17 protein-coding genes and 1 tRNA gene are annotated in these 26,059 nt (G+C 45.4%); 17 read left to right on the top strand and 1 reads right to left on the bottom strand.

The features are described from left to right. Positions 1–50 precede the first annotated feature (50 nt). From ACJV2T_RS04255 to ACJV2T_RS04235, 5 genes are all read left to right on the top strand, one after another. Positions 51–1,424, top strand: coding sequence for a homoserine dehydrogenase (locus ACJV2T_RS04255; RefSeq protein ID WP_419399246.1), 1,374 nt, complete (start codon positions 51–53; stop codon positions 1,422–1,424). A 19-nt stretch (positions 1,425–1,443) separates the two neighbouring features. After that, entirely contained in the window at positions 1,444–2,520 is a 1,077-nt protein-coding gene (gene thrB, locus ACJV2T_RS04250) for a homoserine kinase (protein WP_419399245.1), read from the top strand. Positions 2,521–2,560: 40 nt separating this feature from the next. Next, positions 2,561–4,000, top strand: coding sequence for a Maf family nucleotide pyrophosphatase (locus ACJV2T_RS04245; protein WP_419399244.1), 1,440 nt, complete (start codon positions 2,561–2,563; stop codon positions 3,998–4,000). A 516-nt stretch (positions 4,001–4,516) separates the two neighbouring features. Continuing rightward, positions 4,517–5,740 carry a hypothetical protein gene (locus tag ACJV2T_RS04240; protein WP_419399243.1) on the top strand — a complete coding sequence of 408 codons (1,224 nt, stop codon included), beginning with the start codon at positions 4,517–4,519 and terminating at the stop codon, positions 5,738–5,740. A gap of 275 nt (positions 5,741–6,015) precedes the next feature. Beyond that, complete coding sequence (locus tag ACJV2T_RS04235; protein ID WP_419399242.1) at positions 6,016–7,254, top strand: ATP-binding protein; 1,239 nt, start codon at positions 6,016–6,018, stop codon at positions 7,252–7,254. A gap of 441 nt (positions 7,255–7,695) precedes the next feature. On the opposite strand, the gene ACJV2T_RS04230 is transcribed toward ACJV2T_RS04235, so the two are convergent. Next, positions 7,696–8,637, bottom strand: a complete 942-nt coding sequence (locus ACJV2T_RS04230; RefSeq protein WP_419399241.1) for an AEC family transporter — start codon at positions 8,635–8,637, stop codon at positions 7,696–7,698. Between the two features lie 424 nt (positions 8,638–9,061). Between ACJV2T_RS04230 and ACJV2T_RS04225 the strand changes: the two genes are divergently transcribed. From ACJV2T_RS04225 to ACJV2T_RS04170, 12 genes are all read left to right on the top strand, one after another. Further along, on the top strand, positions 9,062–12,484 hold the full coding sequence (locus tag ACJV2T_RS04225) for an Rne/Rng family ribonuclease (RefSeq protein WP_419399240.1): 3,423 nt from the start codon (positions 9,062–9,064) through the stop codon (positions 12,482–12,484). Between the two features lie 174 nt (positions 12,485–12,658). Next, on the top strand, positions 12,659–12,967 hold the full coding sequence (gene rplU / locus ACJV2T_RS04220; RefSeq protein WP_004111933.1) for a 50S ribosomal protein L21: 309 nt from the start codon (positions 12,659–12,661) through the stop codon (positions 12,965–12,967). A 33-nt stretch (positions 12,968–13,000) separates the two neighbouring features. Further along, on the top strand, positions 13,001–13,252 hold the full coding sequence (gene rpmA, locus ACJV2T_RS04215) for a 50S ribosomal protein L27 (protein ID WP_004106248.1): 252 nt from the start codon (positions 13,001–13,003) through the stop codon (positions 13,250–13,252). A gap of 147 nt (positions 13,253–13,399) precedes the next feature. Next, a complete protein-coding gene (obgE, locus tag ACJV2T_RS04210; RefSeq protein WP_419399239.1) occupies positions 13,400–15,073 on the top strand; it encodes a GTPase ObgE in 1,674 nt (557 codons plus the stop codon). Positions 15,074–15,107: 34 nt separating this feature from the next. After that, positions 15,108–16,253: a glutamate 5-kinase gene (gene proB, locus ACJV2T_RS04205; protein ID WP_391496014.1), complete on the top strand. Its 1,146-nt coding sequence runs from the start codon at positions 15,108–15,110 to the stop codon at positions 16,251–16,253. A gap of 500 nt (positions 16,254–16,753) precedes the next feature. Further along, a complete protein-coding gene (locus ACJV2T_RS04200) occupies positions 16,754–17,992 on the top strand; it encodes a pyridoxal phosphate-dependent aminotransferase (RefSeq protein WP_419399238.1) in 1,239 nt (412 codons plus the stop codon). 182 nt (positions 17,993–18,174) lie between these two features. Further along, positions 18,175–18,250: transfer RNA gene (locus ACJV2T_RS04195), tRNA-Trp, on the top strand. 36 nt (positions 18,251–18,286) lie between these two features. Beyond that, positions 18,287–18,514, top strand: coding sequence for a preprotein translocase subunit SecE (gene secE, locus ACJV2T_RS04190; protein WP_004106254.1), 228 nt, complete (start codon positions 18,287–18,289; stop codon positions 18,512–18,514). A 41-nt stretch (positions 18,515–18,555) separates the two neighbouring features. Beyond that, the gene (gene nusG / locus ACJV2T_RS04185) at positions 18,556–19,401 is read left to right on the top strand and encodes a transcription termination/antitermination protein NusG (protein ID WP_419399237.1); all 846 of its coding nucleotides are present in this window, start codon (positions 18,556–18,558) and stop codon (positions 19,399–19,401) included. A 400-nt stretch (positions 19,402–19,801) separates the two neighbouring features. Beyond that, positions 19,802–22,234, top strand: a complete 2,433-nt coding sequence (locus ACJV2T_RS04180; RefSeq protein ID WP_472850115.1) for a Rib/alpha-like domain-containing protein — start codon at positions 19,802–19,804, stop codon at positions 22,232–22,234. A gap of 244 nt (positions 22,235–22,478) precedes the next feature. Continuing rightward, complete coding sequence (locus tag ACJV2T_RS04175; protein ID WP_419399235.1) at positions 22,479–24,422, top strand: SpaH/EbpB family LPXTG-anchored major pilin; 1,944 nt, start codon at positions 22,479–22,481, stop codon at positions 24,420–24,422. A gap of 670 nt (positions 24,423–25,092) precedes the next feature. Further along, positions 25,093–26,019 carry a class C sortase gene (locus ACJV2T_RS04170; protein ID WP_415689451.1) on the top strand — a complete coding sequence of 309 codons (927 nt, stop codon included), beginning with the start codon at positions 25,093–25,095 and terminating at the stop codon, positions 26,017–26,019. Positions 26,020–26,059 lie beyond the last annotated feature (40 nt).

The raw sequence follows: 26,059 nt of genomic DNA, 5'->3' as shown, positions 1-26,059 counted from the left end.
TTTTAGTAAAAAAGAAAATTCAAAATTCATGGCTTAAGGAGGCGAGTTATATGTTAAGCAAAAAATTAGCTAATAAAACTATTCGCGTTGGATTGCTTGGTGCAGGCACGGTCGGTTCGCAAACAGCGCGACTTATAGTTGAGCAAGGTGATGAGCTTGCAGCTAGAATTGGCGCGAATATTGAGCTTGCAGGAGTTGCGTGCTTGCGTCCGGAAGAAGTTGACGCGCCTTGGATTAAGCGTGATTTGCTAACTACAGACACGGCATCGTTGTGCACTCGCGAGGACGTTGATATTGTGATCGAGCTTATTGGCGGACTTGAGCCTGCGCATACTTTTGTAAAAAGCGCGCTGAGTCACGGAAAATCTGTTGTGACAGCTAATAAAGCGCTGCTTGCAAAGTTTGGTCCGGAATTATACGAGTGTGCAGAAAGTCACGGAGTTGACTTGTACTTTGAGGCTGCTGTAGCAGGAGCGATTCCTATTGTTCGTCCGCTACGAGAGTCACTTATTGGCGATGAAATTACGCAAATTTTCGGAATCGTAAACGGAACTACTAATTATATTCTTGACGAAATGACTGTGTGCGGACTTGATTTTGACTCGGCTTTGCGCGCAGCTCAAGAGAAGGGCTACGCTGAAGCGGATCCGACCGGAGATGTTGAAGGTTTCGACGCAGCGAATAAAGCTGCTATTTTGGCAACTCTCGCATTCCAAATGCCAGTAAGTATTGACGACGTTTCTGTTGAGGGAATTAGCGCGATTGACTCTGAAGATATTGCGGCTGCAGGTGCGGAAGATCGTGTAATTAAGCTGCTTGCGGCAGTTGAAAGGCATGATGACGGCGAGTCCAACTCGGATGGCGGCGTAAGCGTTAGCGTTTATCCAGCTCTTGTCAGCGCGGAGCATCCTTTGGCTTCTGTGCATGGCAGTTTCAATGCTGTGTTTGTGAAGGCGCAGGCTGCCGATGACTTAATGTTCTACGGACGCGGTGCTGGTGGCGCTCCAACTGCAAGCGCTGTTGTTGGAGATGTTGTTAGTGCTGCTCGAAATATTGTGCGCGGATGCGCAGGTTTTGGCGTGCCAATGTACAACAAGTATGTGCCGGCTTCTAGCGAGCAGACTAGAGCGGATTTTGTGATTCGTTGCAATATGGAAGATACTTCTTTGGCTTTGTGCAGCGAAGTTATGGATGTTTTTGCAGATCATGGTGTTGCAGCTGAGCGCTTGGCTTCGGCGTGCCAGGCTAAGTATGCTCAGGCTGAAGGTGATTCGGATTGCCCACAGTGCGGTCTTGGTGGACCTGGCAGTGTGCGCGTGCTTGTGAGCGAATGTTCGGAAGCTGCAGTTCAAGCTATTTGCGAAGATTTGCAGAAGTTGGACGTTGTGTGCGGAAAGCCGCTAGTTTTGCGCGTTATAAAGTGAAAAGCGAGAAGGTGATCGTATGAATCCAGTATGTAACAGTGTTTCCGTGCGTGTGCCAGCAACTAGTGCAAATCTCGGTTCTGGGTTTGATACAGCAGGTATTGCGCTTGATTATGCGGATTCTTTAGTTTTTACTCTGGATGATAATCATTCTAAAAATTCGCTTGATTCGCTCGATTATGCTGGAAACGTGCGTGTAATTATTCACGGCGAAGGCGAGGATACGCTTCCAAAAGATGAAACGCATCTAGTTGTAGCGACTTTTCGCAAAGCTTGCAAAATATTTGGTCTGCCAAACTTACGATTTACGTTAGAAGTGCATAATCGGATTCCGCAAGCGCGCGGTATGGGCTCTTCTGCAGAAGCGATTGTGGCTGCTGTTGCTGCTGCTTGGGCTTTTGCGCACGAAGGTGAGCTTAATCGCGAAGCAATTTTCGAAATCGCGGCTGCAATTGAAGGTCATCCAGACAATGTTGCTCCTGCAGTTTTTGGCGGTTTGACGATGAGCTGGAAGCTTGATGCTGGAGAAGGAAAAGGCTCTGTGCGCGTGGCTGGAGATTGCGAAGCTCCTCTTTCTACTGGTTTTCATACTGTACGATACAAAGTTTCACAAGATATTTCCGTGTCTGTATTCGTTCCTGATTTCGAGCTTTCTACAGAGCTTGCTAGGCGCGCGCTTCCAGCAAAAGTGCCGTATGGTGATGCAATATTTAACGTGTCGCGAGCTGCAATGCTTCCGGTTGCTTTTGGTGAGTTAAATAGTGATTCGGAAAATGAATTAGGCACAGTAAAATCTGATATTTCGCGAAATGCGTTACTTTTTGCAGCAACTCAAGATGCTCTTCATCAACCGTATCGCGCAAATCTTATGAAGGATTCGTGGAAGCTGGTGGAAACGTTGCGCGAGAATGGTTTTGCGGCAGCGATTTCTGGAGCAGGATCGTGCGTTGCTGTATTTTATGCAGGAGATGCTGAGTATAAAAAGAGTGCGGCTCAAAAAATCGACGCAATTGCCGAGCCGTGGCTTTCGCGTACTGGCTGGCGCGTTTTGCACGTGCCTGTTGATTCTACTGGCGTTGCAATAAGTCGCGAATGATTTGTGCGAAGTTGTAAAGGCGTAAAAGGAAGAGTAAGGTATGACAGTTTCGTTGATTTTGGCCTCGCAGTCTCCGGCGCGTAGAGCGGTTTTGGCGGCAGCTGGAGTGATTCCGGTAATTCACGTAAGCGAAGTGGATGAGCCGGTTGCTTTGCGTGATGCTGCTAGTGAGCGAGGTACAAGCGTTGAGCAGTTGAGTGCATGTGAGCGCGTGTCGATTTTGGCTCGCGCAAAAGCTCAAGCTGTGTACAATGCGTGGAAACTTGTGGCGGATGCAGCGGCGAGTGCTAGTGGCGATTTAGTTGTGGGGTATCCGCTGGAAGCTGAACCTGCAGAATCTGCTGAATCTGCGGAATCTGCTGAATCTGCTGGTAACGCTTTAGCAAGCGATTCGCAATCAGATGTAACGCATAACGTAGATACGGCGCAAACTCGCGATTTTTCAGGCGTTACTGTTCCTACAAAAACTTTCGATATTCACGATTTTGCGTATACAAATAAATCTTCTCATGATTGTAGCGGTGTGCTGATTGTTGGCTGCGATTCCATGTTCCTGCTCGATGGCGAGTGCTACGGGAAGCCGCATACCCCCGAAGTGGCATTTGAGCGAATCAAGCAAATGAGCGGAAAAACAGGACAATTGTGGACTGGTCACTGTTTAATCGACGCAAAAACCGGCAAAATCGTGTGCAAAACAAGCCACGCAAGCGTAACTTTTGCGCAAATGAGTGACGCGGAAATTCGCGCGTATGTAGCAACTGGAGAGCCGCTGGAAGTTGCAGGATCCTTTACGCTAGAAGGTTTTGGCGGAGCTTTTATTGAAAGTATTAATGGAGATCCGCACGGTGTTCTTGGAATCAGCTTGCCGCTTCTTCGCAGTATGGTCACCGAGCTTGGGTACGCATTGCCGGATTTGTGGAATAAGGAAAGCTTGGAAGAAGTTGGCGAAAAGAACGATCCGACTTCCACGGAGGTGCCTAAAGAAAATGTGCATCAGCCGGGAGATGGATGGGTGCATTGCGATTGTGGTCGAAGGCATTGGGGTCATAACGGCGCTGCCGGAGTGCTGCTTGCTAGGCGAGATGCTGAAACTGGTCGCGTGACGCACGTTGTGATGCAACATCGCGCGCTTTGGAGCGCTGAAGGTGGCACTTGGGGAATTCCGGGCGGCGCAATTTCCGATGGCGAAAGCGCGATTGAGGGCGCATTGCGTGAGTCTTTCGAGGAAGCAAATATTACTTCGGGAGATATTGAGGTTGTTGGAGCTTACCGCGAAGATCACGGAAACTGGCGTTATACAACGGTTTTTGCGTTTGAAAAGCCAGGGCATAGTGTGGATCCTTGTGCGCACGATGACGAGAGTATGGAAATTAAGTGGGTGCCGATTGACGACGTGCCTAAGCTGAAGCTGCTTACGGCAATGCGCACGGATTGGCCGTCATTCCGCGCTCGCCTTGATTCGCTCTCCTCGATTCGCTAGCAGCGTGACTGTAAAGTTTCTGCCGTTTTTTCGCGCGTAGCCGACCGTTTCTTTACGCTACTGTAAAGTTTCTGCCGGGATTGCACGTGTAGGCGGCATAAATTTTACACAGCTGTAAAGTTTTTGCCGTTTTTTGCCGGTTTCCCGACTGAAACTTTACGTCGCTGCGCAGTTTCTGCCGGATTGAGGTGGGAAACGACTTTTCCTTTACAACGCTGTAAAGTTTCTGTCGGATTAAGGCGCGAAAACTGCTTCTTGCTCAGCAAGCATTGTGATTGAATAGTGTGAGTTTGTTTTATAGCATCGATTAAGTCCACAATCACTGGGTAATGTGCCTGTGTTTGCGGACTTTTTAATAGGGAAGTGTTGAGTTTTTTTTTTAATGTTACTGTTTGTGGGGTTAATTTGTTGATGGAGGTATAATAAGCTGACAGTTTTGTTGGATTGTTTTATCGTCTGACTGTTTTATTTGGGAGAAATTTTTTTAACAGTGAGTGTTAGATTTGGAGGTTTGCTATGAGTGATGTCAATAATGGTGTTGATGATTATCGTGGCAAAAATCAGATGAATGGTGCTTCTGATAGTGCTGGTTATTCTCAAAATGGTCAGTCGTATGGTCAGCCTTATGGTCAGTCGTATGGCCAATCATATTCTCAGCAGTATGGTCAGTCGGCGCAGAATCATAATCAACCGATGCAGCAGCAGCCTCAGTCTGCCCAGTTGTATTATCAGCAATACGAGCAGTCTTCAATGAGCCAGCAGTATGTTCAGTCAAGTCAGCAGCCAGATCAGCAGTACGCTCAGCAATCAAATCAGCAGTATACTCAGCAGTACAATCAGTTCCCTGTTGGTCAACAGTCTCAGTACTTCCAGTCTCAATACAGTCAATTGCAATATGGTGGTCAATACAGTGGTCAATATGTAGGTGGGTCTTTTACTAATCAATATGGTGCTTATCAAGCTGGTGCTGCTCAAGCTTTTGGTTATCAAACTGGTTATGCTAATGGCATGTTTAATCCTGCTTATATTGAAGAGCAGGCTCGTAAGTTTTCTTTTAGGTGGAATGCTAAAGAAATTATTTCTGCAATCATAGTTGTTGCTGTAGTAGCGATTCTTGAATCTCTTTTTATTATATATGGCATTGATTTATGTGTTAATTTATGGATAAATATTAAAGAAGTTTTTAAATATAATGATGAACACCAGGTTTTGTTTGGAATTCTAGCTTATGCAGGATGGATGTTTCCGCTTGCAATAATACTTAGCTTTGCTCAAGTATTACGTAAAAGATTCTTTACTGCAGCAAGTGGTGTATTTGTTTTTATTATTATGACTGCTTCGATGATGTATTGTTACTTCAAACTTTATCCTATATCTGGAAATTCATATAATTCTATAATTCAGAGCTTAGTATGGTTACCTGTTGTTATTTTCTTTGTTTCCGTAGAAATATTGCAATGGGTTATAGTCAAATATAAGCCTGAAAACAATTTAAAATATATGCTTGTTAATTTAATATCAGTTATAATTTCCTGCATTGCCAATACTCTTTGTGATATTTATATTATTGGTTGGTTTACTCTTGGATCATCAACCTTTGAATTATTGTTAGATGCAGCAGAATTTTTTGTTGTTTCGATTCTTCTATTGGTTATTTTGCCATGTCTTGTAGCTTTGCTGTTAAAGGCTGTAAAGTTCACGAAGTTCCTTAATCCAGAGCGTGAGATGATGTATTTATAAAAGTTTGCTTATAGCAAGCATTTATAAAGCTACATCAGTGGTATGTGTCCAGAAATGGGCACATACCACATGCTTTAAGTAAACATTTTCAGGCAAGCGCTAGTTAGTTAGCTTTTTAAATCGTGCGCGAAGGTGGTTGAGCAAAAGTAGCTGCACGAAGGTAATTGCGCAAAGATAGTTGCGCGAAGAGATTTGCAATCTGGAAGTAGACTTCCAACTTTTGTCATTTTGCACTAAACTTGGAAGTAGGCTTCCAACTTGCGAAAGGCAAACGTATGTATCCTAGGACTGAGTATCTTAATAAGCTTCTTGCTTTTAGAGACACTGATTTTGTAAAAGTGATAACAGGTGTACGCCGCTGCGGAAAATCGGTAATCCTTAAACAATACATGGATTCTCTTCGCGAGCTTGGAGTGCCAGACTCGCACATAATGTACATAAATCTTGAAAGTTTTGAATATCGCGATGTGCTTACAGATTCCAATCTTATGGATGTTATCTGTTCAAAAATGCACAGTGGCGAAAATTCGAACAGTGGCAAAAGTCAACAAACAAATGTAGATCAACCAAAAACATACATTTTAATAGACGAAATACAGTTTGTAGATGGTTGGCAAAAAGCCATTAACGCACTTAGAGTTAGTTTTAATTGCGATATTGTTATAACAGGATCTAACGCGAAACTTCTTTCTGGCGAGCTTGCCACTAACTTAAGTGGAAGGTACGTTGAAATACCAGTGTACCCGTTCTCTTTCAAGGAATTTTTGGGAGCGAAGCAAATCGACGTTAATTCTAGGGAAGTAGATCTGGCGTATAAAGAATATGAACAATATGGCGGATTTCCTAGTGTTGTTCTTGCAGATGAGCCGCTTAGATACACTATTCTTTCCGGCATATATGATTCTATTATTCTTAACGATATTGCTGCTCGCGCGCAAATAAAAGACAGTTTTACGCTTAAAAGAATAGTCGCATTTTTGGCTGATAATGTTGGTCAGCTAGTTAATGCTTCCAAAGTTACGAGTCTTTTAAAAAACGAGCGTATAGAAGTTTCAAATCATACTATTTCTAGGTATTTAGAGCTTTTGCAAAATGCTTATCTGTTTTTTGAAGTTCGCCCGTACGATATTCGAGGTAAAGCATACTTAAGGCAGAATGCAAAGTATTTTATTGTTGACAGTGGTTTGAGGAATCAGGCTGTTAGTCATAGGCCTGGGAATATGGGTAATCGCTTAGAAAATATTGTATTTTTGGAGTTGCTAAGAAGAGGATATGATGTCGATGTTGCTAGGGTTGAGGGTAGTGAAGTAGATTTTATTGCGCGCAAAGGTGATGTAGTTGAATATTATCAGGTTACTCAGCAGTTGCCGGAGAATACGCATGAAACTGATAATTTGCTTAAAATACGCGATAATTACGCGAAATTCCTTATTACTGGCAGATATGCTGGTGTTGATTTAATAGATGGGATTCGCGTGAAGTATGTAGTTGATTGGCTGATTGAAAAGTCTTAAAGTTTTTTAAAGTCTTAATGAATTACCGCTACGACCTGTTTGAGTACTGCTATGTAGTGCGTTCGCCACGATTTTTTGCAGCTTACTAAAATGTCGAAAATGCCAAATCGTTTGGTGAAATAAACAAAGCGTAAGCCAAAACTGTCGAAAATACCAAATCGCAAGATGTTTTCGACATTTTCTATTGACTGCAAAAATATTTAACGCGTGTATCGATTCGCTAGCAGCGCGATTGTAAAGTTTTTGCCGGATTGAAGCGTGGAAACGACCGTTTCTTTACGCTACTGTAAAGTTTTTGCCGTTTTTTCGCGCGTAACCGGCTTTTTCTTTACAGTGCTGTAAAGTTTCTGCCGGGTTGAGGCGCGGAAACGACCTTTCCTTTACGCGACTGTAAAGTTTCTGTCGGGATTGCGTGCGCAGGCGGCATAAACGCGTACGAAATCACCCTAAAACGGCTGCAATTACGGCTATGCAAATTGGGCTAGTGACAGTAGAAAACAGTATGCCGTCGCGCGCAAAACTTAAGCCGACGTTGTAGCGCGCAGCATAATTGTAAACGTTTTGACCGGTTGGAAGCGCAGCTAACACAACGCACGCATACAAAGTCGCACCGCGAAAACCCATCACAAAGTAAGCCAGCAAAAACGCAATTGCAGGCATAATAAGATTTTTTAGCACAGCAACCGTGGCAATAGCAGCTCGATTAGAATCTTTTTGCAAAGGCTTGCTGCCGTAAAGCGACATTCCAAAAGCCATTAAAATCATTGGAACTGCAGAATCGCCAATCATCTTAATTGGATCGTAAAGAAAATTCGGAACAGGGAAGTAGCCAACTTTTGCGGAAATTGCTGAAATAATAATTCCACCAAGCGAACCAATTAAAAGTGGCTGTTTTAAAGGCTGCTGAGCTATGCGCTTAAGCGAACATTTTCCAGTAGTTGTAATGTCGAGAACCGTCAAACCAACAGGAGTAAACACAGCTTGTTGCATAACTAAAATCGGAGCAACAAGCGCAGGATTTCCCAAAATATAAGTCGCAACTGGCAAGCCAATATTGTTTGAATTTAAATAAAGAGAATTGAGAGCGCCTATAGTGCAATCAGATGCAGGGAGATGGAAACAAATGCGATTAAGCAGTACGAACGCAATTCCAACAATCATCGCAGAAAAGAATGCAACAAAAATCGAAGAGTGAAAAATCTCAAAAATAGGTTCTTTAGAAAGGATCGCAAACATTAAGCAAGGGCTGGAAACGAAAAAACTTACGCGATTTAGCACCATTTGAGCTTGTGAACCGCCAACGCGCATGCGAGCAGTAACGTAGCCTGCAGCAATAACAATGCCAATTACGCAAAAGCCTTGCATTGCGCTGATTAAGCCCATTTCTTGCCTCCAAAGGGTATCCAAAATAGTATTTCCAAATAGTAAGTAGTGCGCAAATATATTCGCACAAACCTCTGCTGCAACTATAGGAGCGATACGCAACTTTTATGCGTGCGCAACGATTTTCATTAGTGCAGATAGTAGCGCGCGTGTAGTTTTGCTGCTTTTGACTTAAAAGTAACGTTGTAAATTTTAATATTCAGTAAATTGGATATTTGACTCGGCAATATGGCATACTAGAGAGCGGTGGCACTGCAAGCCGCCAGGCAATCGATGGCGTCGATCCCCTCGTGAGCGTTTTCCGAGGCTGGCGTCCGCTGTCGCGCAGCTAGACTTTGTAGAGAGCTTTGGGGTGGCTCGCGCACGTGCGTGCTCAACTTAAAGCCAGGGATGCGAGGCGATGCAGCGTCTCGTGAGGAGCATAGTGCCCAGAATAATAAGAGAACGCTTCAATGAATCTGAAGCTGAAAATAGTAGAACTGTGTTTAAAACTGCTACTTCTGCGGATATGTCCGAAACAATGCAATCTGCAGATTCTTCGGAAAGTAACATAGCTGCCGGTGATACTTTGCAGCAAAGCTCTGGTATTACGCGTCGCCGTCGCGGTCGACGAGTTACGCGTGGTGCAGGTGCTGCTGGAGAAGCAATGGAACTAAAAGTTGAGGATTCTAGTGCGAAGAATTCTGAGCCGCATGTTGTTAAATCGCGCCCGATAACTTCGCTACTATTCCAGGAGCCAGTTCTTCCTAAGGTAGTGAACGATCGTAGTGAAGAAAGCAGCGGTTCTCGCAATGATTCGCGCGACGATTTGCGTGACGATTTGCGCGACGGTTTGAATGATGACTTGCGCGATGACTTGCGCGATATTTCTCGCGGAAGGCACACTGGACGCAATAGTCGCGATAGCCGTGATGCTCGTGATGCTCGTGATGCTCGTGATAGTCGTGATAGTCGTGATAGTCGCGATAGTAGAGAACGCAAGTCGCGTTCTGAAAGACGCGAGAATTCGAGCGAAATGAAGCGTGATAGCGGCAGAGGAAATAGCCGTGAAACATCGCGTGAAACAAGTCGTTCTATGTATTCTCAAGATTCTGAGTACGCTAAGGATTTTCAGGATTCGCAAGATGGTCGCGATGAAAAAACTCGCAAAAACCAGCGTTCTCGCCGTTCTCGCAGGTTGAATGCTGTTGAGCGACGTGCTGCAGCTGAAGTCGAGCAAATTGAAGAAGATCTTACATACGACAATATTGTTTACGCTCCTATTGATACGCGCATCGATGAAACTCTTGACGTTAGCGATATTTTATCTGCAGAAAATACTTCAAATAGGCGTTCTAATCGTCGCAATATGTCAAATAACATTTCTGATGATGATGACGCTCGAAATGAAAGCGATGCAGTAGACAGCAGAAGTGGCAGCGATAGCAGAGATAACAGAGGTAATCGCAATAACAGAGACGGTCGCGATAGAAGAGATAGCCGCGATAGCAGTGACGAAAGCGATAACAGAAGCGCAAACGACGACTATAATGCAAATAATGACAATGATGACGACGAAATAATGATTACGCGCCGCCGTCGTCGCCGCCGTAACTCTCGCGCTGATCGCAACGAAAGCCGCAACGAAAGCCGCGATTTCGACATCGATATTTCTAACGATCTTGACGATGACGCAAATTCTCGCACAAAACGCGCAAGAATAGATGAAGTCTCTCAAGAAGATCGCGATTTAATTCCAGATCCAGAAGAGCTTCGTGAGCAAGATGAGGAAGAAACTCTTTATACGCGTCGCCGTCGTCGCCGCCGTTCTAAATCCTCCGATGACGCAAATTCCGCATCTTCTCAGGAAGAGTCGTCCGACTACACTAATGCGAACGATGACGACTTAACTTCTCGCCGCTCGCGCAAGCAGCAGTATATAGACGAAATTACGGATATTGAAGGCTCTACGCGACTTGAAGCAAAGCGCCAACGCCGTAGGGATAATAGACGTGAGCGTAGCCGTCAGAACCTTCTTATGGAGCAAGATTTCCTTGCTCGTCGCGAAAATGTTGAACGATTAATGGTTGTTCGTGAGCGCGATCGTCACACGCAAATTTCCGTTATTGAAGACAATATTCTTGTTGAACACTACGTTTCTGATATTCAAGAAGTTGCTACTGTTGGAAATATTTATCTTGGGCGCATTCAAAACGTGCTTCCAAGCATGGAAGCGGCATTCGTAGATATTGGTCAAGCCAGGAATGGCGTGCTTTATGCAGGCGAAGTTAACTGGGATATGGCTCGTCTTGAAGGTCAGCCTCGTAGAATTGAGCTTGCGTTTAAGTCTGGCGATCCTGTGCTTGTGCAGGTTACTAAGGATCCAATTGGACATAAGGGTGCTCGATTGACTTCGCAAGTAACTCTTGCAGGGCGTTTCTTAGTGCTTGTGCCATCTGGCGGCATGACAGGTGTGAGCCGCAAGCTTTCGGATCGAGAGCGCTCGCGTTTGCGCGCTATTGTGTCGAAGATTGCACCAAAAGATATGGGCGTTATTATTCGTACTGCCGCTGACGGTGCAAGCGAGGAGTCGATTGAAAAAGACTTAGATTCGCTTGTTAAGCAGTGGGAGCGCATTGAAGCTAAGCGCGAAGAATACTTGCATGGAAAGCGCCCTAAGCTGTTACAGGGTGAGCCTGATGTGGCAATTCGTGTTGTACGCGATATTTTCAACGATGACTTCCAAAAGCTTATTGTTGAAGGTGAGGGAGTGCGTCAGCGAATTGATGAATATCTTGAGATGATGGCTCCAGATTTGCGCAGCAAGGTTGAATATTGGGATCCTGCTGAGCATGAAGGCAAAGACGTTTTCGATAAGTGGCAGATTGATAGTCAGCTTCGTAAGGGCATGGAGCGTCAGGTTTATTTGCCGGCTGGCGGCTCTATTGTGATTGATCGTACGGAAGCAATGACTACGATCGATGTTAATACTGGACGATTCATCGGGCGTGGTAAGTCTTTGGAAGAAACGGTTACTCGTTGTAATTTGGAGGCTTCTGAAGAGATTGCGCGCCAGCTTCGTTTGCGTGATATTGGTGGCATGGTCATGATCGATTATGTCGATATGGTTATGCCAGCGAACCGCGATTTGGTTTTGCGTAGGCTTTTGGAATGCTTGGCTAGGGACCGCACGAAGCATCAAGTTGCTGAAGTTACGTCTCTTGGTCTTGTGCAAATGACACGTAAACGCGTTGGTCAAGGCTTAGTTGAAGCGTTCTCTGAAGAGTGTCCAACGTGCAAGGGACGTGGATTTATTTTGCACGATGAGCCTACTGTTTCTTCAGAATATGCTGATCCTTACGCGCTTAAGGGTGGAGATCCTTTTGTTAAAACAAACAAGTATGGTCATGGAAGCGCAACGGAACAGCCTGCTCCCGTTAAGCAGCAGGGTTCTAGCGCGGAAGTGAGAGCTAAGTTAGCGCGTATAGCTGCCGCGTCTGTAATTACTGACACAGCTCATAAATCTGAAGAAGAAACGCAGTATAGTAATTTTTTGAATTCTGAAGAAGATTCTGTATCTTCTAATGCGGATGAAACTGGCGAAGTTGCTGAAACTGGCGAAGTTGTGGAAACTAGTGAAGTTGCGGATGCTGGCGAAGTTGTGGAAACTAGTGAAGTTGCTGAAACTAGTGAAGCGTATAAAACTTCTGAAGAATTAGTTGAAAATAATTTAGAGGATACTACGCAAGAGATTACTGAGTATACTGCGGAACAACCTACGCAGGAAACTGCGCAAGAACCTGCGCAAGATACTACGCAGGAGACTACGCAAGAACCTACAGAAAGTGATGATTGCGCCTCTGAATAGTGACTAAGTATATGCCTTGAGTACAATATTGAATATTGTCTGCATTGACTCATGAATCTAGCGACTTGACGTTAGTACATGGGTAGGTGTATTTTTGATAGTCGGTGTCTTGCCGCGCGCGTTTTGCTGTGCGCAAGGCAAAAGTAAGCTTTCAATTGAGCTAAGGAACGAATTATGTACGCGATTGTGAAGGCCGGTGGCCATCAAGAGAAGGTCGAGGTTGGCGACGCCATTCTCGTGAACCGTCTCGATGCAAAGAAGGGCGATACCGTGGAATTCCCGGTCGCGCTCGTTGTTGACGGTGCTAAGGTGACCTTGAGCGCCAAGGATCTTGCTAAGATCACGGTGAAGGCAGAAGTCTTGAACGACGAAGCCAAGGGTCCAAAGATTAGCATTATGAAGTATAAGAACAAGACTGGTGTGGCTCGTCGCAAGGGTCATCGTCAGAAGTTGACTCTCGTCAAGATCACGGCCATCGCCTGATTGACGGTGTTATAAACCTGAAAGGACAGTGAGATGGCACATAAGAAGGGTGCGTCTAGCTCGCGCAACGGTCGCGACTCACAAGCGCAATATCTTGGTGTTAAGAAGTTTGGCGGTGAAGCTGTAGTGGCTGGCAACATTATCGTTCGTCAGCGCGGCACTAAGTTCCACGCAGGTCAGAACGTTGCTTTGGGCAAGGATCACACGCTGTACGCTTTGGTGGACGGCAATGTGAAGTTCGGTATTCGTCGCGACCGCAAGGTTGTTGACGTTGTTACCGCCTGAATCTTAGCTAAGCCTAAGCGCTTCAACAATAAGTCGGCGACAATAAGTCGACGATAAAACGTTTAAGCCGCACCCAGTTCGGTGCGGCTTTTTTGTTCTCGCATGTTCCCGAGAATTTAAGTGTTTATCTTCGAGTAAGGTAGCAGTATGAGTGATTTTGTAGACCGCGTAACAGTGCATGTAAAAGGCGGAGATGGTGGAAACGGATCTGCCGGAGTTCGTCGCGAAAAGTACAAGCCATTAGCAGGCCCAAATGGCGGTAATGGCGGTGACGGCGGCTCCGTTATTTTTGTAGCTGATCGCAACGCAAATAGCTTACTTGACTACCGCTTCATGCCTCACCGCACTGCAGAAAACGGTACGATGGGCTTAGGTGACACTAAAGACGGTTCAAAAGGTGCAGACTTAGTACTTCCTGTGCCTGTTGGAACTGTTGTTTTTACAGCACGCGGTGCCGCAGGCTCTCAAAAGCGACCGGGCGAAGTTTTGGCGGATTTGCAACATGTTGGAGACAAATTCGTTGTAGCGCAGGGAGGTGCTGGCGGTCTTGGCAATGCAGCACTTGCAAACAAAACTCGTCGTGCCCCAGGATTCGCGCTTTTAGGCGAGCCTGGCGAAGAGCGCGACGTAATTTTGGAACTCAAATCTATCGCAGACGTAGCTTTAGTTGGATTCCCTTCTGCAGGAAAATCAAGCTTAGTTGCCTCAATTAGCGCAGCTAAGCCGAAAATTGCTGATTACCCGTTTACTACTTTGGTGCCAAACCTAGGCGTTGTAAGCTTTGGCAACTATCGCTACACAATTGCAGACGTTCCAGGCTTAATTCCAGGTGCTTCCGAGGGAAAAGGCTTAGGTCTTGAGTTTTTGCGTCATATTGAGCGCACAGAAATTATTGCGCACGTAATCGATTGCGCAACGCTGGAGCCAAATCGCGATCCAATTAGCGATTACCACGCTCTTGAGCATGAGCTTGCGCAATACGCTGATAAACTTGAGCTTCCGTTGGGTGCGATTCCAATTCCAGAGCGTCCGCGCATTATTGTGCTAAATAAAGTTGATGTGCCTGAAGCTAAAGAATTGGCTGATTTTGTACGCGGCGAATTTGAGAAAATGGGATTAACTGTATTCGAGATTTCTACCGCGTCTCACGAAGGCTTGAAAGAGCTCGGTTTTGCGCTTGGACGAATGGTTGAAGAAATGCGCGAGAAGCTCGCTGCCGAGGAAGCAGCGCGTGAAGAAGAGCGTGTTGTCATCCAGCCTCTTGAGCAGCAGACTTCAGCTTTGCGTCGCCGTCGCGATGATGGACGTGGAAATAGTGCAGACTTTGAAATTAAGCGCGAAGAAGACAGGAATGGTGATTTTTGGTTCACTGTTACTGGCACGAAACCTGAGCGCTGGGTTGTACAAACGAATTTCGACAACGACGAAGCCGTTGGTTATTTGGCGGATCGCTTAGCAAAGCTTGGTGTTGAGGATGAATTGCGCAAGAAGGGCGCGCGTCCAGGAGACGAAATTCGTATTGGCACTGGGAACCATATGGTTTGCTTCGACTGGGATCCAAGTATTGCTGCTGGTGCAGAAGGATTGGACGGCGCTAACTTGGGTGCGCGTGGCAAGGATTTGCGAATCGAAGCGAACGATCCTCGCGGAGCAAGACGCACGAATGCTGAGCGTAGACGAGATTATCACAGCATGATGGATGCAAAGAGCGCAGTTCGAGACGCGATGATGGCTGAACGAAAGTCGGGTCACTGGGCGGATCCTTCTGTGGATGACGATCGCCATGACGAAAATAGCTTGTTTGGCCGTGGCGAAGAGTAAGAAAACTAGAAGAATCAATGTCAAAAGGAATCTTATGAATAATCCAGAAATTGAGCTTACCGAAGATGGGGTTCGGTGTTCAATTCGTGAGGCGCGCACAATCGTTGTAAAAGTTGGCTCAAGCTCACTTACGAGCGCGTCCGGGCAGCTGGATTTGCAAAAGTTGCGCGCTCTTGTGACTGCAATAAGTCACGCGCAAATGCAAGGCGCTCGCATTGTGCTTGTGTCTTCTGGAGCAATTGCAGCTGGATTTGGTTTGCTCGGCTTTAATGAGCGTCCTAAAGATGTGCCGACTCAGCAGGCAACAGCTTCAGTTGGTCAAGGATTGCTTATGGCTCAATACGAAGCTGCATTTTCGCAATTTGGTTTCAGAGTCGGGCAAATGCTTCTTACTGCGGACGTTACTATTTCGCCGTCGCGCTACCGCAATGCACAGCGCACAATGCTACGTTTGCTTGAGCTTGGCGTAATCCCAATAGTAAACGAAAATGATGCACTTTCTAGCAACGAAATTCGATTTGGTGACAACGACCGTTTGGCGGCTCTTGTAGCAAATATTGTGCGAGCGGAAGCTCTTGTGTTGCTTACGGATGTGGATTCTCTTTATACTGCGCCTCCTAGTGAGCCGGGTGCTAAGCGTGTGAGTTTTGTGCCAGATGTGACGCGCGCGATTGAAGAAGTGAAAGTTGGCGCAAGTGTTTCAGGCGTAGGTACCGGTGGTATGGTGACGAAGATGGAAGCTGCGCATGTTGCTGCAGTTTCTGGAATTCCAACTGTGCTAACTTGCGCTGGAAATGCTGGTCCGGCACTGGCTGGAGATGCTGTTGGCACTGTGTTTGCGCCGGTGCATACGCGCGATTCTTCAAGGCGACTTTGGATTGGTTTTGCTTCGCATCCGCACGGAGCTTTGGTGGTTGATGATGGTGCTGCGAAGGCGGTTCGCGGAGGTCGTGCGAGCTTGCTTGCTGCTGGTATTGTTGGCGTGCGCGGCGAGTTTTCGGCGACGGATCCTGTGTGGATTGACGATGAGCAGGGTAATCACTTGGCTAAGGGCTTGGTGGCTTTCGACGCGGAGGAAATTCCGGAGATTATGGGGCGTACGAGCGATGAGCTTGAAGAATCACTCGGCCGTCAGTATGCGCATCCGGTGGTTCATCGCGATAATCTCGTGCTTGTGTAATTTATGCGTTTTGTCTCTTGTTTCTGAGTTTGTGTTTTTAAAAGGGCGACTTGAGACTGAAACGCGGTCTGTGTTATGCGCGGCGGTCTTTTGCTTTTAGTGGCGCGAGTTTTGGGAGATTTCTCTCCTCGTACGTCCCGTCCTTCACTCCGCTTTCGTGTAAAATTCTTTTACGTTATTTAACTTTATTTATCTTGTGTTGCGTTCGCTCAGTCCTCTTTTAGTACTCGTAGAGAAATCTCCCAAACTCTGCTTACCAATCGTTAATAACCTCATCCTATCGCCGAGATTTTCGATTTTTCTTCTTCGCTTGGCGAATCAGCAGCCTGCGGCTCTGACGTTCGCCGCGCTCAGTGCGAAAAATCTCAAATCTCTACCTCATTAATCTCCCTCACTAAAGTAGCTATATCACCTCCGTTGTTTTGTTTGGTAGTGGTTTTGTTTGGTGTGGTGTGTGCGGCAGATTTGTCGTTTCGCGGCTTAAGGTTACACTGTAAATCATGGCAGAGAATATTGCAGAAACTTCATCCTCAGAAAATTGGCGCGTATTAAGCGAGCGTATAAACCGAGTCGCTCCGAGCGCAACTTTGGCAGTAGACGGCAAGGCAAAAGCTATGAAAGCTGACGGCATTGATGTTGTAAGCTTTGGCGCGGGCGAGCCAGATTTTCCTACTCCTTCTTACATTGTTGATGCTGCAACGCAAGCTTGCAAAGATCCGCGCAACTATCGTTATACTGCTACGGCAGGTTTGCCAGAGCTTAGGGAGGCGATTGCGCGCAAAGTGCAGCGAGATTCCGGCTACGAAGTTTCCCCAAATCAAGTCGTAGTTACAAACGGCGGAAAGCAAGCTGTGTACGAAGCTTGCCAAATTCTTTTAAATGATGGCGACGAAGTTATTATTCCAGCTCCGTATTGGACGAGTTATCCGGAAGCAGTAAAGCTTGCAGGCGGCGTGCCTGTGCCGGTTTTGGCAGGTGCGGATCGCGGTTTTGAGCCAGATATTGAGGCAATTGAGTCCGCTCGCACTTCACGCACGCGCGCAATTATCGTAACTTCGCCTTCGAATCCTACGGGTGCTATTTGGAGCGCGCAAACTATTCGCGCAATCGGCGAGTGGGCTGTAAAACACAATATTTGGGTTATTTCTGACGAGATTTACGAGCACTTGCATTACGACGGCATTTCGACTTCGTATATTGGTGTCGAGGTGCCGGAAATTCGCGAGCAGCTGTTGATTTTGAATGGTGTTGCGAAAACTTACGCCATGCCTGGCTGGCGTGTTGGCTGGATGGTGGCACCAGAAGATGTTGCTAAAGCTGCAATTAAGCTTCAAAGCCATATGACTTCTAATGTTTCTAATATTTCGCAACGTGCAGCAATTGCTGCAGTCGGCGGTTCGCTGGACGTGGTTGCCACTATGCGTGAGGCTTTTGATGCTCGACGCAAAGCGATTGTGGAAGCGTTGAACAATATTGACGGCGTTACTTGCCCTCTTCCTCACGGCGCTTTTTACGCGTTTGCTAACGTTGAAGCGCTGCTTGAGCGTCCGCTTGGCGAGAAGCGCGAAGTGCCGCATACTTCTTCTCGATTTGCTGAAATGTTGCTTGACGAAGCGCATGTTGCTGCGGTTCCGGGAGAAGCTTTTGGTGCTCCTGGCTATTTGCGATTCTCTTGCGCTCTTGCTGACGACCAGCTTGCTGAGGGCATGCGTCGCATGAAGAAGTGGGTTGAAGCTTAAGCAAGTATTTATTGCAAAATAAGAACTTGCTTGCCGTTGCAAAATAAGAACTTGCTTGCCATCGCAAAATGCGACACTCGCTTTTGTGTGATGATATAACGAAATCATGCCCATGAGATAGTATATCTATCTGGCGGTTTGCTATTTCATCCCTTTTGGGGTATGATGAGCAAGTTCACCTTAGGGATGTGGCGCAATTGGTAGCGCAACGGTCTCCAAAACCGTAGGTTGTGGGTTCGAGTCCCGCCGTCCCTGCCAGTTTTTTGTTCAATTTTTTACACGAAGGATTCAAGCATGGCGCAGGCACGCAGTACTAAGAAAGCAGTAAAGCATAACTTGTTCGTGCGTATTGGCATGTTCGTTAAGCAAACTATTGACGAGACGCGCAAGGTTATTGCACCTCATGGCAAGGAGTTGTTTGCTTGGTCGTCTGCGGTTTTCATATTTGTTGTATTTTTGATGGCTTTCGTCACCTGCATGGACTTCGGTTTGGGTAAGTCCGTAATGTGGCTGTTCGGCTGAGTTGAAATTGGCTGAGTTGAAATTTTGAAGGTGTATGCAAGATGACTGATGAATTCAATCTCGAAGAAGCAAGTGAAGCTGATGAGGCTTTTGCTTCTCATGATGCTGACGAAGCAAACGAATCAGCTGTGAATAATGAGGATACTGCTTCTAGCGAGTCTGTTGAAGCTGATGTAGCTGAGGAAGCTGCTGCTGACGGTGCTGCTGATACTTCTAGCGATGATGGCGAAACTAGCGATACTGACGATGCAAACGAAGCCGACCCAACTGATGCCGGCGCAATCGCTGTAGCAGAATTTTCTAAGAAACTTCGCACTTTGGAAGGCAAGTGGTACGTTCTTCATACGTATTCTGGTTACGAAAAGCGCGTAAAAACTAACGTTGAATCTCGCGTGCAGAGCTTTGGTTTGGAAGATAAGATTTTCCAGATTGAAGTTCCTATGGAAGAAGTCGAGAAGCATACGGAAAAGGGTAAGAAGGTTATTACTCGCGTACGTGTGCCAGGCTATGTGTTGATTCGCATGTGGCCGGATGAGAACGCTCGTCGCATTGTGCGCGAAACCGAGGGCGTGACTGGTTTCGTTGGTCCTTCTAGAGAGCCTGCACCATTGAGCCGCAAGGAAGTTGTGGCAATGATGGCTCCGATGATTGCTTCCGAAGCTTTGAAGAATGCTGGCGATAAGCCGGCTGCGGCACGCAAGCGTAAGGTTGAGGTTGCTTACAAGGTTGGCGATCAGGTAACAGTTACCGACGGTCCATTCTCAACGATGGCAGCTGTGGTTTCGGATGTGGAGCCTACAACTCAGAAGCTTACAGTGTTGGTTTCCATCTTTGGTCGTGAAACTCCTGTGGAGCTTGGATTTAACCAAGTGGAGCCGATTGTTTGAGTTGAAAGCCTAGGCTTTTGTAGCTAGCTTTTGTAGATTTTACAAACCGGGGTGCGTATTGCACTCCGGTTTTTTGTTTAGTTTTTTGGTTTTGCTTGGTTTTTCGTTTTAGTTAGTTCGCTTATTTACGACGACACGCCGTAAAATTTGGAAATAATCCTAAATTTTCTTGCAATTATCGTGCTTTTATCAATCTAAATAATAAATATTTCCAAATATCTAGTTTTGCTTGCAAATAGGCATGGGGGGGGGGTATAGTGCTGAGTGTTTGAGAAGAGCGTTTTTAGCAGAGAATTTTAGCGAGAATTTTAGCAGAGTGTTTTGCAGGGAATTCGAGTTTTTAGTGCCGTTGTAATAACGACATTATGATATAAGAGGGCGAATTAGGTGGTAGGTGTATATGTTTAATTTGCATATATTTAGCCGTTTCTTTCGACTAGTGCGCTCAATTCGCCGTTCGTTATTTGCTTTTTTCGTGGCGATTGCAATGTTGCTTGCTACTTTTGTGATTGCTCCAACTTATGCTTTAAGCGCTGGTGAAAATGCTGGCGGAAGTGCTACTTCTACTGAGAAGGTTGAGGGCGCGAAGGCTGGTTCTACTAAGAGTGATGTTGAGCAGCAGCAGCCTGATCAGAGTGAATCTAATAATAATACTGAGCCTAATAAGAAAAATACTGGCTCTTCAAGCACTTTAACTAATAATAAGGAATCGAAGTCTGTTGAAAAGCAGAACTCTGATAGTAACAAGGTTGATGATAAGGCTAAGTCGACTGATTCTGATGTAAAGAAAAACGCTAAAGATGCCCAAAAGAAAGACGCCTCTGCGAAAGCTGCTAACGGCACTGGCAGAAGTGTGACTGAAGAGCCTCAGCTTCCGGAAGAGTGCAGGAAAGCTGGCATGGATAAACTCGCAAAATGCTATGTAGCAAAGTATGAGTTTAAATATAAGAACAAATATGTATCGTATGCCAATATAACCAAACCAGATGAGTCTTATACTGGAGAACCAAAGTTTTATCGTGTTACTAAACTTAGTAATAATGGTGATCCGTCAAAATTAATAAATGTTTCGTACGATGAAGTTAAAGGCTTTGTAAAAAGTTTCTCTTTAGAGGGAATTGTAGTTGATGAAAAGTTACTTGATTCGAAAGAGGAAACTAATAAGTTTGTTGAAGTAGATTCTACTTCTGGCGCGGTTACAATACGTCCTAATAATTGGTTGAAGAAGGGTTACTATGACGTATATGTAAAAGTAGAATATAAGGACGGGTCTGCCTTAACTCATCTGGAATCCTGCACTGAGCAGAGTAAATGTAAAGTTAAAGCTAAAGGTTATGAGGAATACTTACAATTTCGTGTCAAGATTAGATACAATGATACTAAAAATAATAATGTTTTATCGTTAAAGGTTTACAATCACCAGAAAGCTGAGGGTCGTACCGAAGTTGATGATGTTCCTTTTACTTTAAATAAAGATGGAAAATTTAACCCAAGTACAATTTTTATTGACAGCCAGTCTTCTGGAAAGTTTAACCGTATTTACCATCGCATGATTTGCCATAAAGACAGTGATAGTGATTACTATCTTAATTCAATTAATAATGACTTAACTCTTAGCGATAGTGATGTGTCTGGTTCAGCTAAGTCGTCCACGCAAAAGCAGTGGGAACATCGTTTAGGGAATCGCACAAGTGGCAGTGTGCTTAACGATTTTACTAGCGGTGAGCTGTACGAAAACGACGGTGACAGCATTGGCGAGCGTTCCCAAAGCTGGATTACTGGAACTCCAAAAGTTGGCAGTGAAGGTAAATATACTTGCAGAGTGTTTGCTATTAATGATGCTAATTTTTCTGCAGGTAAAGTTGTATCTGAAAGCTATGTAGATTTATTTGATTCGAACGCTAAAGATAAAAGTAAACTAAAGTCTGCCTTCGATAATCCGATGGATGCTTTTGGTAACAATAAAGAATCGCTTTCTAAGAAGAAAGGCATTGACTGGGATTATAAGACTATAACAATCCAGTTTGGAGATGAGCTGCCAAAAATTGGCGATAATGATCTTACGCTGAAAGTGTATCCGTTTAAGGATTCTACAACAGCGTTGACTAGCGACAATAACAAGATTTCTGCGATACTCGGTATGAGTCTTAAGCCGTTTGTTGATGCTACTTCTGCGGCGGATAGCGCGAATAAGATTACATTGCGCGTGCTGTGCTCGAAGGGCGAGAAGAAGGATTCTGGCTCGCGATCTGAGCAACCCTCTGAACCGTCGCAACCGTCTCAAACTGCTGGATCGCCGCAAGCTGAGGAGTCTCTTGTATACAAAACTTGGAGCAGTAATCTTGCCGAGCTTGGATTGAGTGTGCCTGCGGATGATAATCAAAATACGTGCCACTCTAATAAAGAAGGCGAGAAGACTTGTGTGTCGGCTGATCCTAAGACGAATGTGGCTGCGCGAACTGATATGGAAGTGAGCATAAAGCCGACTGAGGTTGGCAATTACCAGTGCGTTGTGTTTGCTCTGAAACCTAAAGCACTCGAAACGTTTGATGGTCTAAAAGGCAGTTTAACCCCTACGTCGATAAAATCTTCGCTAACTGCTGCTCCAGCATCTTTTAAAGAACATAAGGATTTTGCTGCTTTTACGCTCAATATTCACTTGGTGAGTAATTTTACTTTGCCGCACACGGGCGGTCAGAGTTGTAATTTGCAGCTGGGTATTCTTGCCGCATTATTGGTGAATCTGCTTGCTGCTGGCTTCGTGGTAAGTCAAAGTGAGCGCGGTCGCAAATTAATTTTTGGAAGGTGGCGAGGCTTATGCAATTACGTATGAAGCAGTTGTATATGCATTTACTCGCGGTGCTTCGCATAAGGCGACTACGTACGCATTTGCGCATAAAGCCTTCCTGTTTCGCGCATTGTTTTATTGTGCATTGTTTTATTGCGCAGTCTTTCGGGATTCGGGAGCGTGATAACACAAGGTAAATGCTAAAAATTTTAAAACTTTACTCGTATGAGCATTATTAATGCAAACTAATTCTCTAGTTGCCGTAAAACGGCAAATGAAAGGAGTGAACATGAAAAAGTTCACTAATAAATTCGTGGCGGCGGTGGTGTCGCTTGCGATGGCTGGCACGCTGTGCGTCGCCGGCGCTGTAACAATGGCTGGCGTTGCGTGGGGTAATGGTTTGATTGGAGAACCGGATATACCTCCGGCTCCGTGGAAGGCTGGTGCTACAAGTAAGGGTACTATAACCATCCTTAAGTGCGTGAAGAAGGCGAAGGGCGAAGAAGATACTCCTTCTGGTTCTTCTAATCCGCAAGGTGGGAAGGTTATTCCTCAGGGATCAACGGTTTCTTGCCCTACTGGTTATAAGGCACTTCAAGGCGCTGAGTTCAAATTGACTAAGGTTACTTCTATTAAGGAAGGCGAAAAGTATGTTGACTTAGATCTTAGCAAGTTTGATTCTTGGCAGAAGATTGCGAAACTTGTTACTAAGCTGAACGATCACACTATTAAAGACAGTGGTGATGATGCAGAAGTCAAGTTTGATACTACTAACACCATTGATCCGAAGACCACTAGCGATAAAGGTATAGCCAAGTTTGGTAGTAAAGAGACTCCTCTTGCTCTTGGCTTGTACAAGGTTGAGGAAACTAGCGCGCCTAAGGGCTATGGTGTTTCTGATTTGCAATCCTTCTATATGACGCTTCCTTTGCCAGAGTACACTACAACAGAGCATGGTGGTAAGACTACTACGACTGTTTCGTATAACTACAATCCTGTTGTGAAGCCGAAGAACAAGGATCTCTCGACTACTATTCAGAAGGTTTACGATAAGACTAAGTTCGCTAGCGTTAAGGATAAAGTGCCTTTCACGATTACTGCAGAAGTGAACAAAGCTAAGCCTAAAGATGGTAAGTTGACTGCTGCTAATCTTCAGGGTTATAAGGTCTTCGATGATGCTCCAACAGCTGCTTTGACAGTACAAAAGCCTGCTGGATCAACAACTAATCCAACTCTTGCTGATGCTGTGAAGACTGTGAAGATTGGCACAACAACTCTTGAAAAGGGTACTTCTGCTACTGACACTAAGGATTACAATGTCACTTTAGTGACTGATAATTCTAAACCTGAAGGTAAGGATCTTGCTGCTGATCATACTCGTATTCTTGTAACGTTTACCGATGCTGGCTTAGGTAAGATTGCTGATGCTTTGAATAACGTTACTGAAGGTCAAGAAGCACCTAAGGTTACGGTTAATCTCGAGTTTGAGCTTGCTCCTGATTATCAGACTGGCACCGCTCCTGCGGATGGTCAGACTGCATCTGACACTAGCAAGGATCAGATTATAAATAAGTCCGGCTTCTTCCAGGCTCACGAGAGTAATGAGAGTGACTTGCCACCAATCATTCCTGATAATGATCATTCTCAAGCAACTATCGACTTTGGTTTCCTTGATGTGCATAAGTACTACATGAAGGACGGCGAGAAGACTGATCTTTCTGGTGCTGAGTTCAGGATTTTTGCTGATAAAGATAAGGCTGATGCTTGTGCTAAAAGATTAACAGATCCTACCAAGAAAGCAGACAATGTTAAAGAGTGCAAGGCTGCTTCAACTATTGGTGGTACTGCTGCAGCTGGTGCACAACCTGCTGATGGCGCTGCTACTACTGACGTACAGACTGCCACAACAAATGATAGCGGTAACTTCGCGACTCCGTACAAGACTCGCGCTGGTGAGCCGGTTTATCTTGTTGAGGTTAAAGCTCCTACGGGTTATGCGCTTTCTCCTGTAGTCCACGCTGTGACTGTTGAGAAAGATAAGACTACGACTGAGCCGTTTGAGGACTTCCCACTTAAGGGTGGCGACAACGGCAAGAGCTTCTGGTTCAATCTTCCTGCAACTGGTGCTTACGGAATACTGATTTTCGCTGTTGTGGGCATGGTTCTTATTGTTGCGAGCGTGATTATGTACGTGCGCAATCGTAAGGAAGAAGAACAGCAGCAGAACGCTTGATCCGCTTTTTAAAGCTGGTCTTGTAGTCTAATAGCAAAGTGTGAGTCTAGGGTTTACTTAACTAAATCCTAGACTCATATTTGTGTGGCAGAGATTCGAGATTTTTCGCCCTGAATAGAACTTGACTTCAAGTAAACAAAATCAAGAACACTTCCCCGATTTTGTTTACTTATCTGGCGTGTTGGTAAACAAAACCAAGAACAGAATGCCAGTGAGGGCTGGGTGATTCTTGGTCGAACAGTATAAGAGCGGCAGCCGATACCAAATAATCCAAATGATCAACCACTACAAACAAACTTCAACCAAAAAACAAAATCAAAGCCAAATCGGAACAACCGCAACACCATGCAAGACGCAAGAGGCAGAGCGTTGTAAGACAAGAAACACCCAGCCCTCAGCAACGCTAAATAGGAAAATCGCGCGCGTTATATTTGCATTATGAGTGAGACAAATCTAACGAAATTAAGCTAAAAAACGTTACAAATGTCTCATCTATGATGCAAATATAACGAATTTGGGTCAAAAAACGTTACATATGTCTCACGCGAAAGACATATGTAACAAATCTTGGGAAAAGCTCGAATGCAGGTCATGTCGTTCGCGCAACAACAAGTAAGGGAAGTGCGCAACACTTGATAGTAGTGAAGCGTGAAAATATGTTGGAGTAGGAATGAAGGCTAAGAAAAAGGAAAAGCAAGTAAAACGCAAGAAATCGCATTTGCGCCGTATTTTAGAGCCAATTGCCCTCGCTCTTGCTGCAATTCTGTGCTTCACATACCCGGTTGCGTCAACATTGTGGAATAACAAGGTGTCGAAGGAGATTTCTGCTGCGTATGATCGTTTGAGTCGTAAGCAGACTGCGAGTGCTCGCGAGAAGATTTTGAACGCGGCTCGTCGTTATAATGCGCGCCACAAGTCGATTATTACGGCTGATCCTTACGATGGCACGACGGATTACATGAAGACGCCGGAGTATAAGGAGTACGCTAAGCAGCTGGATGAGCCGATGGGGATTATGGGTATCGTAAAAATCCCGAAGATTGGCGTTAAACTGCCGATTTATCACGGTAGTTCGCAGGAGGTTTTGGCGTATGGCGCTGGGCACTTGTATGGCACGGATTTGCCAGTTGGTGGCAAAACGCGTCATGTGGTCGTGACGGCGCATACGGGTTTGCCGAATGCGACCATGTTTGATGATTTGGTGGAGTTGAAGAAGGGTGACTATTTCTATTTTGATGTGCAAGGGGAGACGCTGCGTTACAGGGTATTCCGAATTAGCGTGGTCGATCCGCATGATATTAGGTTGCTTCAACGCGAGAATGGGCGCGATTTGGCGACGCTGCTTACGTGTACTCCGTATGGTGTGAATACGCAGAGGCTGTTGGTTACGGGATATCGTGTGCTGCCAGATCCAGTTTTCGCACCTGGCGATAAGTTGCAGTGGCCGCTTTGGATGACGATGTTCATGCTCGCGCTCATCGGTTGTGCGGTGATTCTTGCGACGATGATTATTGCTGCGGTTCGCAAGCGTCGTCGCCGTGCTGCAAACCTTGCCAGCGCTAAGCATGTGGGTAAAAAATATGTTGTTAGTAAATAGTTGATAAGTCTAATTAATATGTGATAGCATTTCGTATACG

Origin of the sequence: Gardnerella phocaeensis (genome assembly GCF_048545075.1) — a bacterium.
Classification (GTDB): domain Bacteria; phylum Actinomycetota; class Actinomycetes; order Actinomycetales; family Bifidobacteriaceae; genus Bifidobacterium; species Bifidobacterium vaginale_J.
Note: the sequence above shows the minus strand (reverse complement) of the source record. Positions and strands in the feature narration are given on the sequence as shown.

Excerpts from the sequence above, each read along its gene's own strand:
- ACJV2T_RS04235 (WP_419399242.1), top strand. The coding sequence starts at position 6,016 with ATGTATCCTAGGACTGAGTATCTTAATAAGCTTCTTGCTTTTAGAGAC.
- rplU (WP_004111933.1), top strand. The coding sequence starts at position 12,659 with ATGTACGCGATTGTGAAGGCCGGTGGCCATCAAGAGAAGGTCGAGGTT.
- ACJV2T_RS04170 (WP_415689451.1), top strand. The coding sequence starts at position 25,093 with ATGAAGGCTAAGAAAAAGGAAAAGCAAGTAAAACGCAAGAAATCGCAT.
- obgE (WP_419399239.1), top strand. The coding sequence starts at position 13,400 with ATGAGTGATTTTGTAGACCGCGTAACAGTGCATGTAAAAGGCGGAGAT.
- secE (WP_004106254.1), top strand. The coding sequence starts at position 18,287 with ATGGCGCAGGCACGCAGTACTAAGAAAGCAGTAAAGCATAACTTGTTC.
- nusG (WP_419399237.1), top strand. The coding sequence starts at position 18,556 with ATGACTGATGAATTCAATCTCGAAGAAGCAAGTGAAGCTGATGAGGCT.
- ACJV2T_RS04255 (WP_419399246.1), top strand. The coding sequence starts at position 51 with ATGTTAAGCAAAAAATTAGCTAATAAAACTATTCGCGTTGGATTGCTT.
- ACJV2T_RS04240 (WP_419399243.1), top strand. The coding sequence starts at position 4,517 with ATGAGTGATGTCAATAATGGTGTTGATGATTATCGTGGCAAAAATCAG.
- proB (WP_391496014.1), top strand. The coding sequence starts at position 15,108 with ATGAATAATCCAGAAATTGAGCTTACCGAAGATGGGGTTCGGTGTTCA.
- ACJV2T_RS04230 (WP_419399241.1), bottom strand. The coding sequence starts at position 8,637 with ATGGGCTTAATCAGCGCAATGCAAGGCTTTTGCGTAATTGGCATTGTT.
- ACJV2T_RS04180 (WP_472850115.1), top strand. The coding sequence starts at position 19,802 with ATGTTTAATTTGCATATATTTAGCCGTTTCTTTCGACTAGTGCGCTCA.
- ACJV2T_RS04245 (WP_419399244.1), top strand. The coding sequence starts at position 2,561 with ATGACAGTTTCGTTGATTTTGGCCTCGCAGTCTCCGGCGCGTAGAGCG.
- ACJV2T_RS04200 (WP_419399238.1), top strand. The coding sequence starts at position 16,754 with ATGGCAGAGAATATTGCAGAAACTTCATCCTCAGAAAATTGGCGCGTA.
- thrB (WP_419399245.1), top strand. The coding sequence starts at position 1,444 with ATGAATCCAGTATGTAACAGTGTTTCCGTGCGTGTGCCAGCAACTAGT.
- rpmA (WP_004106248.1), top strand. The coding sequence starts at position 13,001 with ATGGCACATAAGAAGGGTGCGTCTAGCTCGCGCAACGGTCGCGACTCA.
- ACJV2T_RS04175 (WP_419399235.1), top strand. The coding sequence starts at position 22,479 with ATGAAAAAGTTCACTAATAAATTCGTGGCGGCGGTGGTGTCGCTTGCG.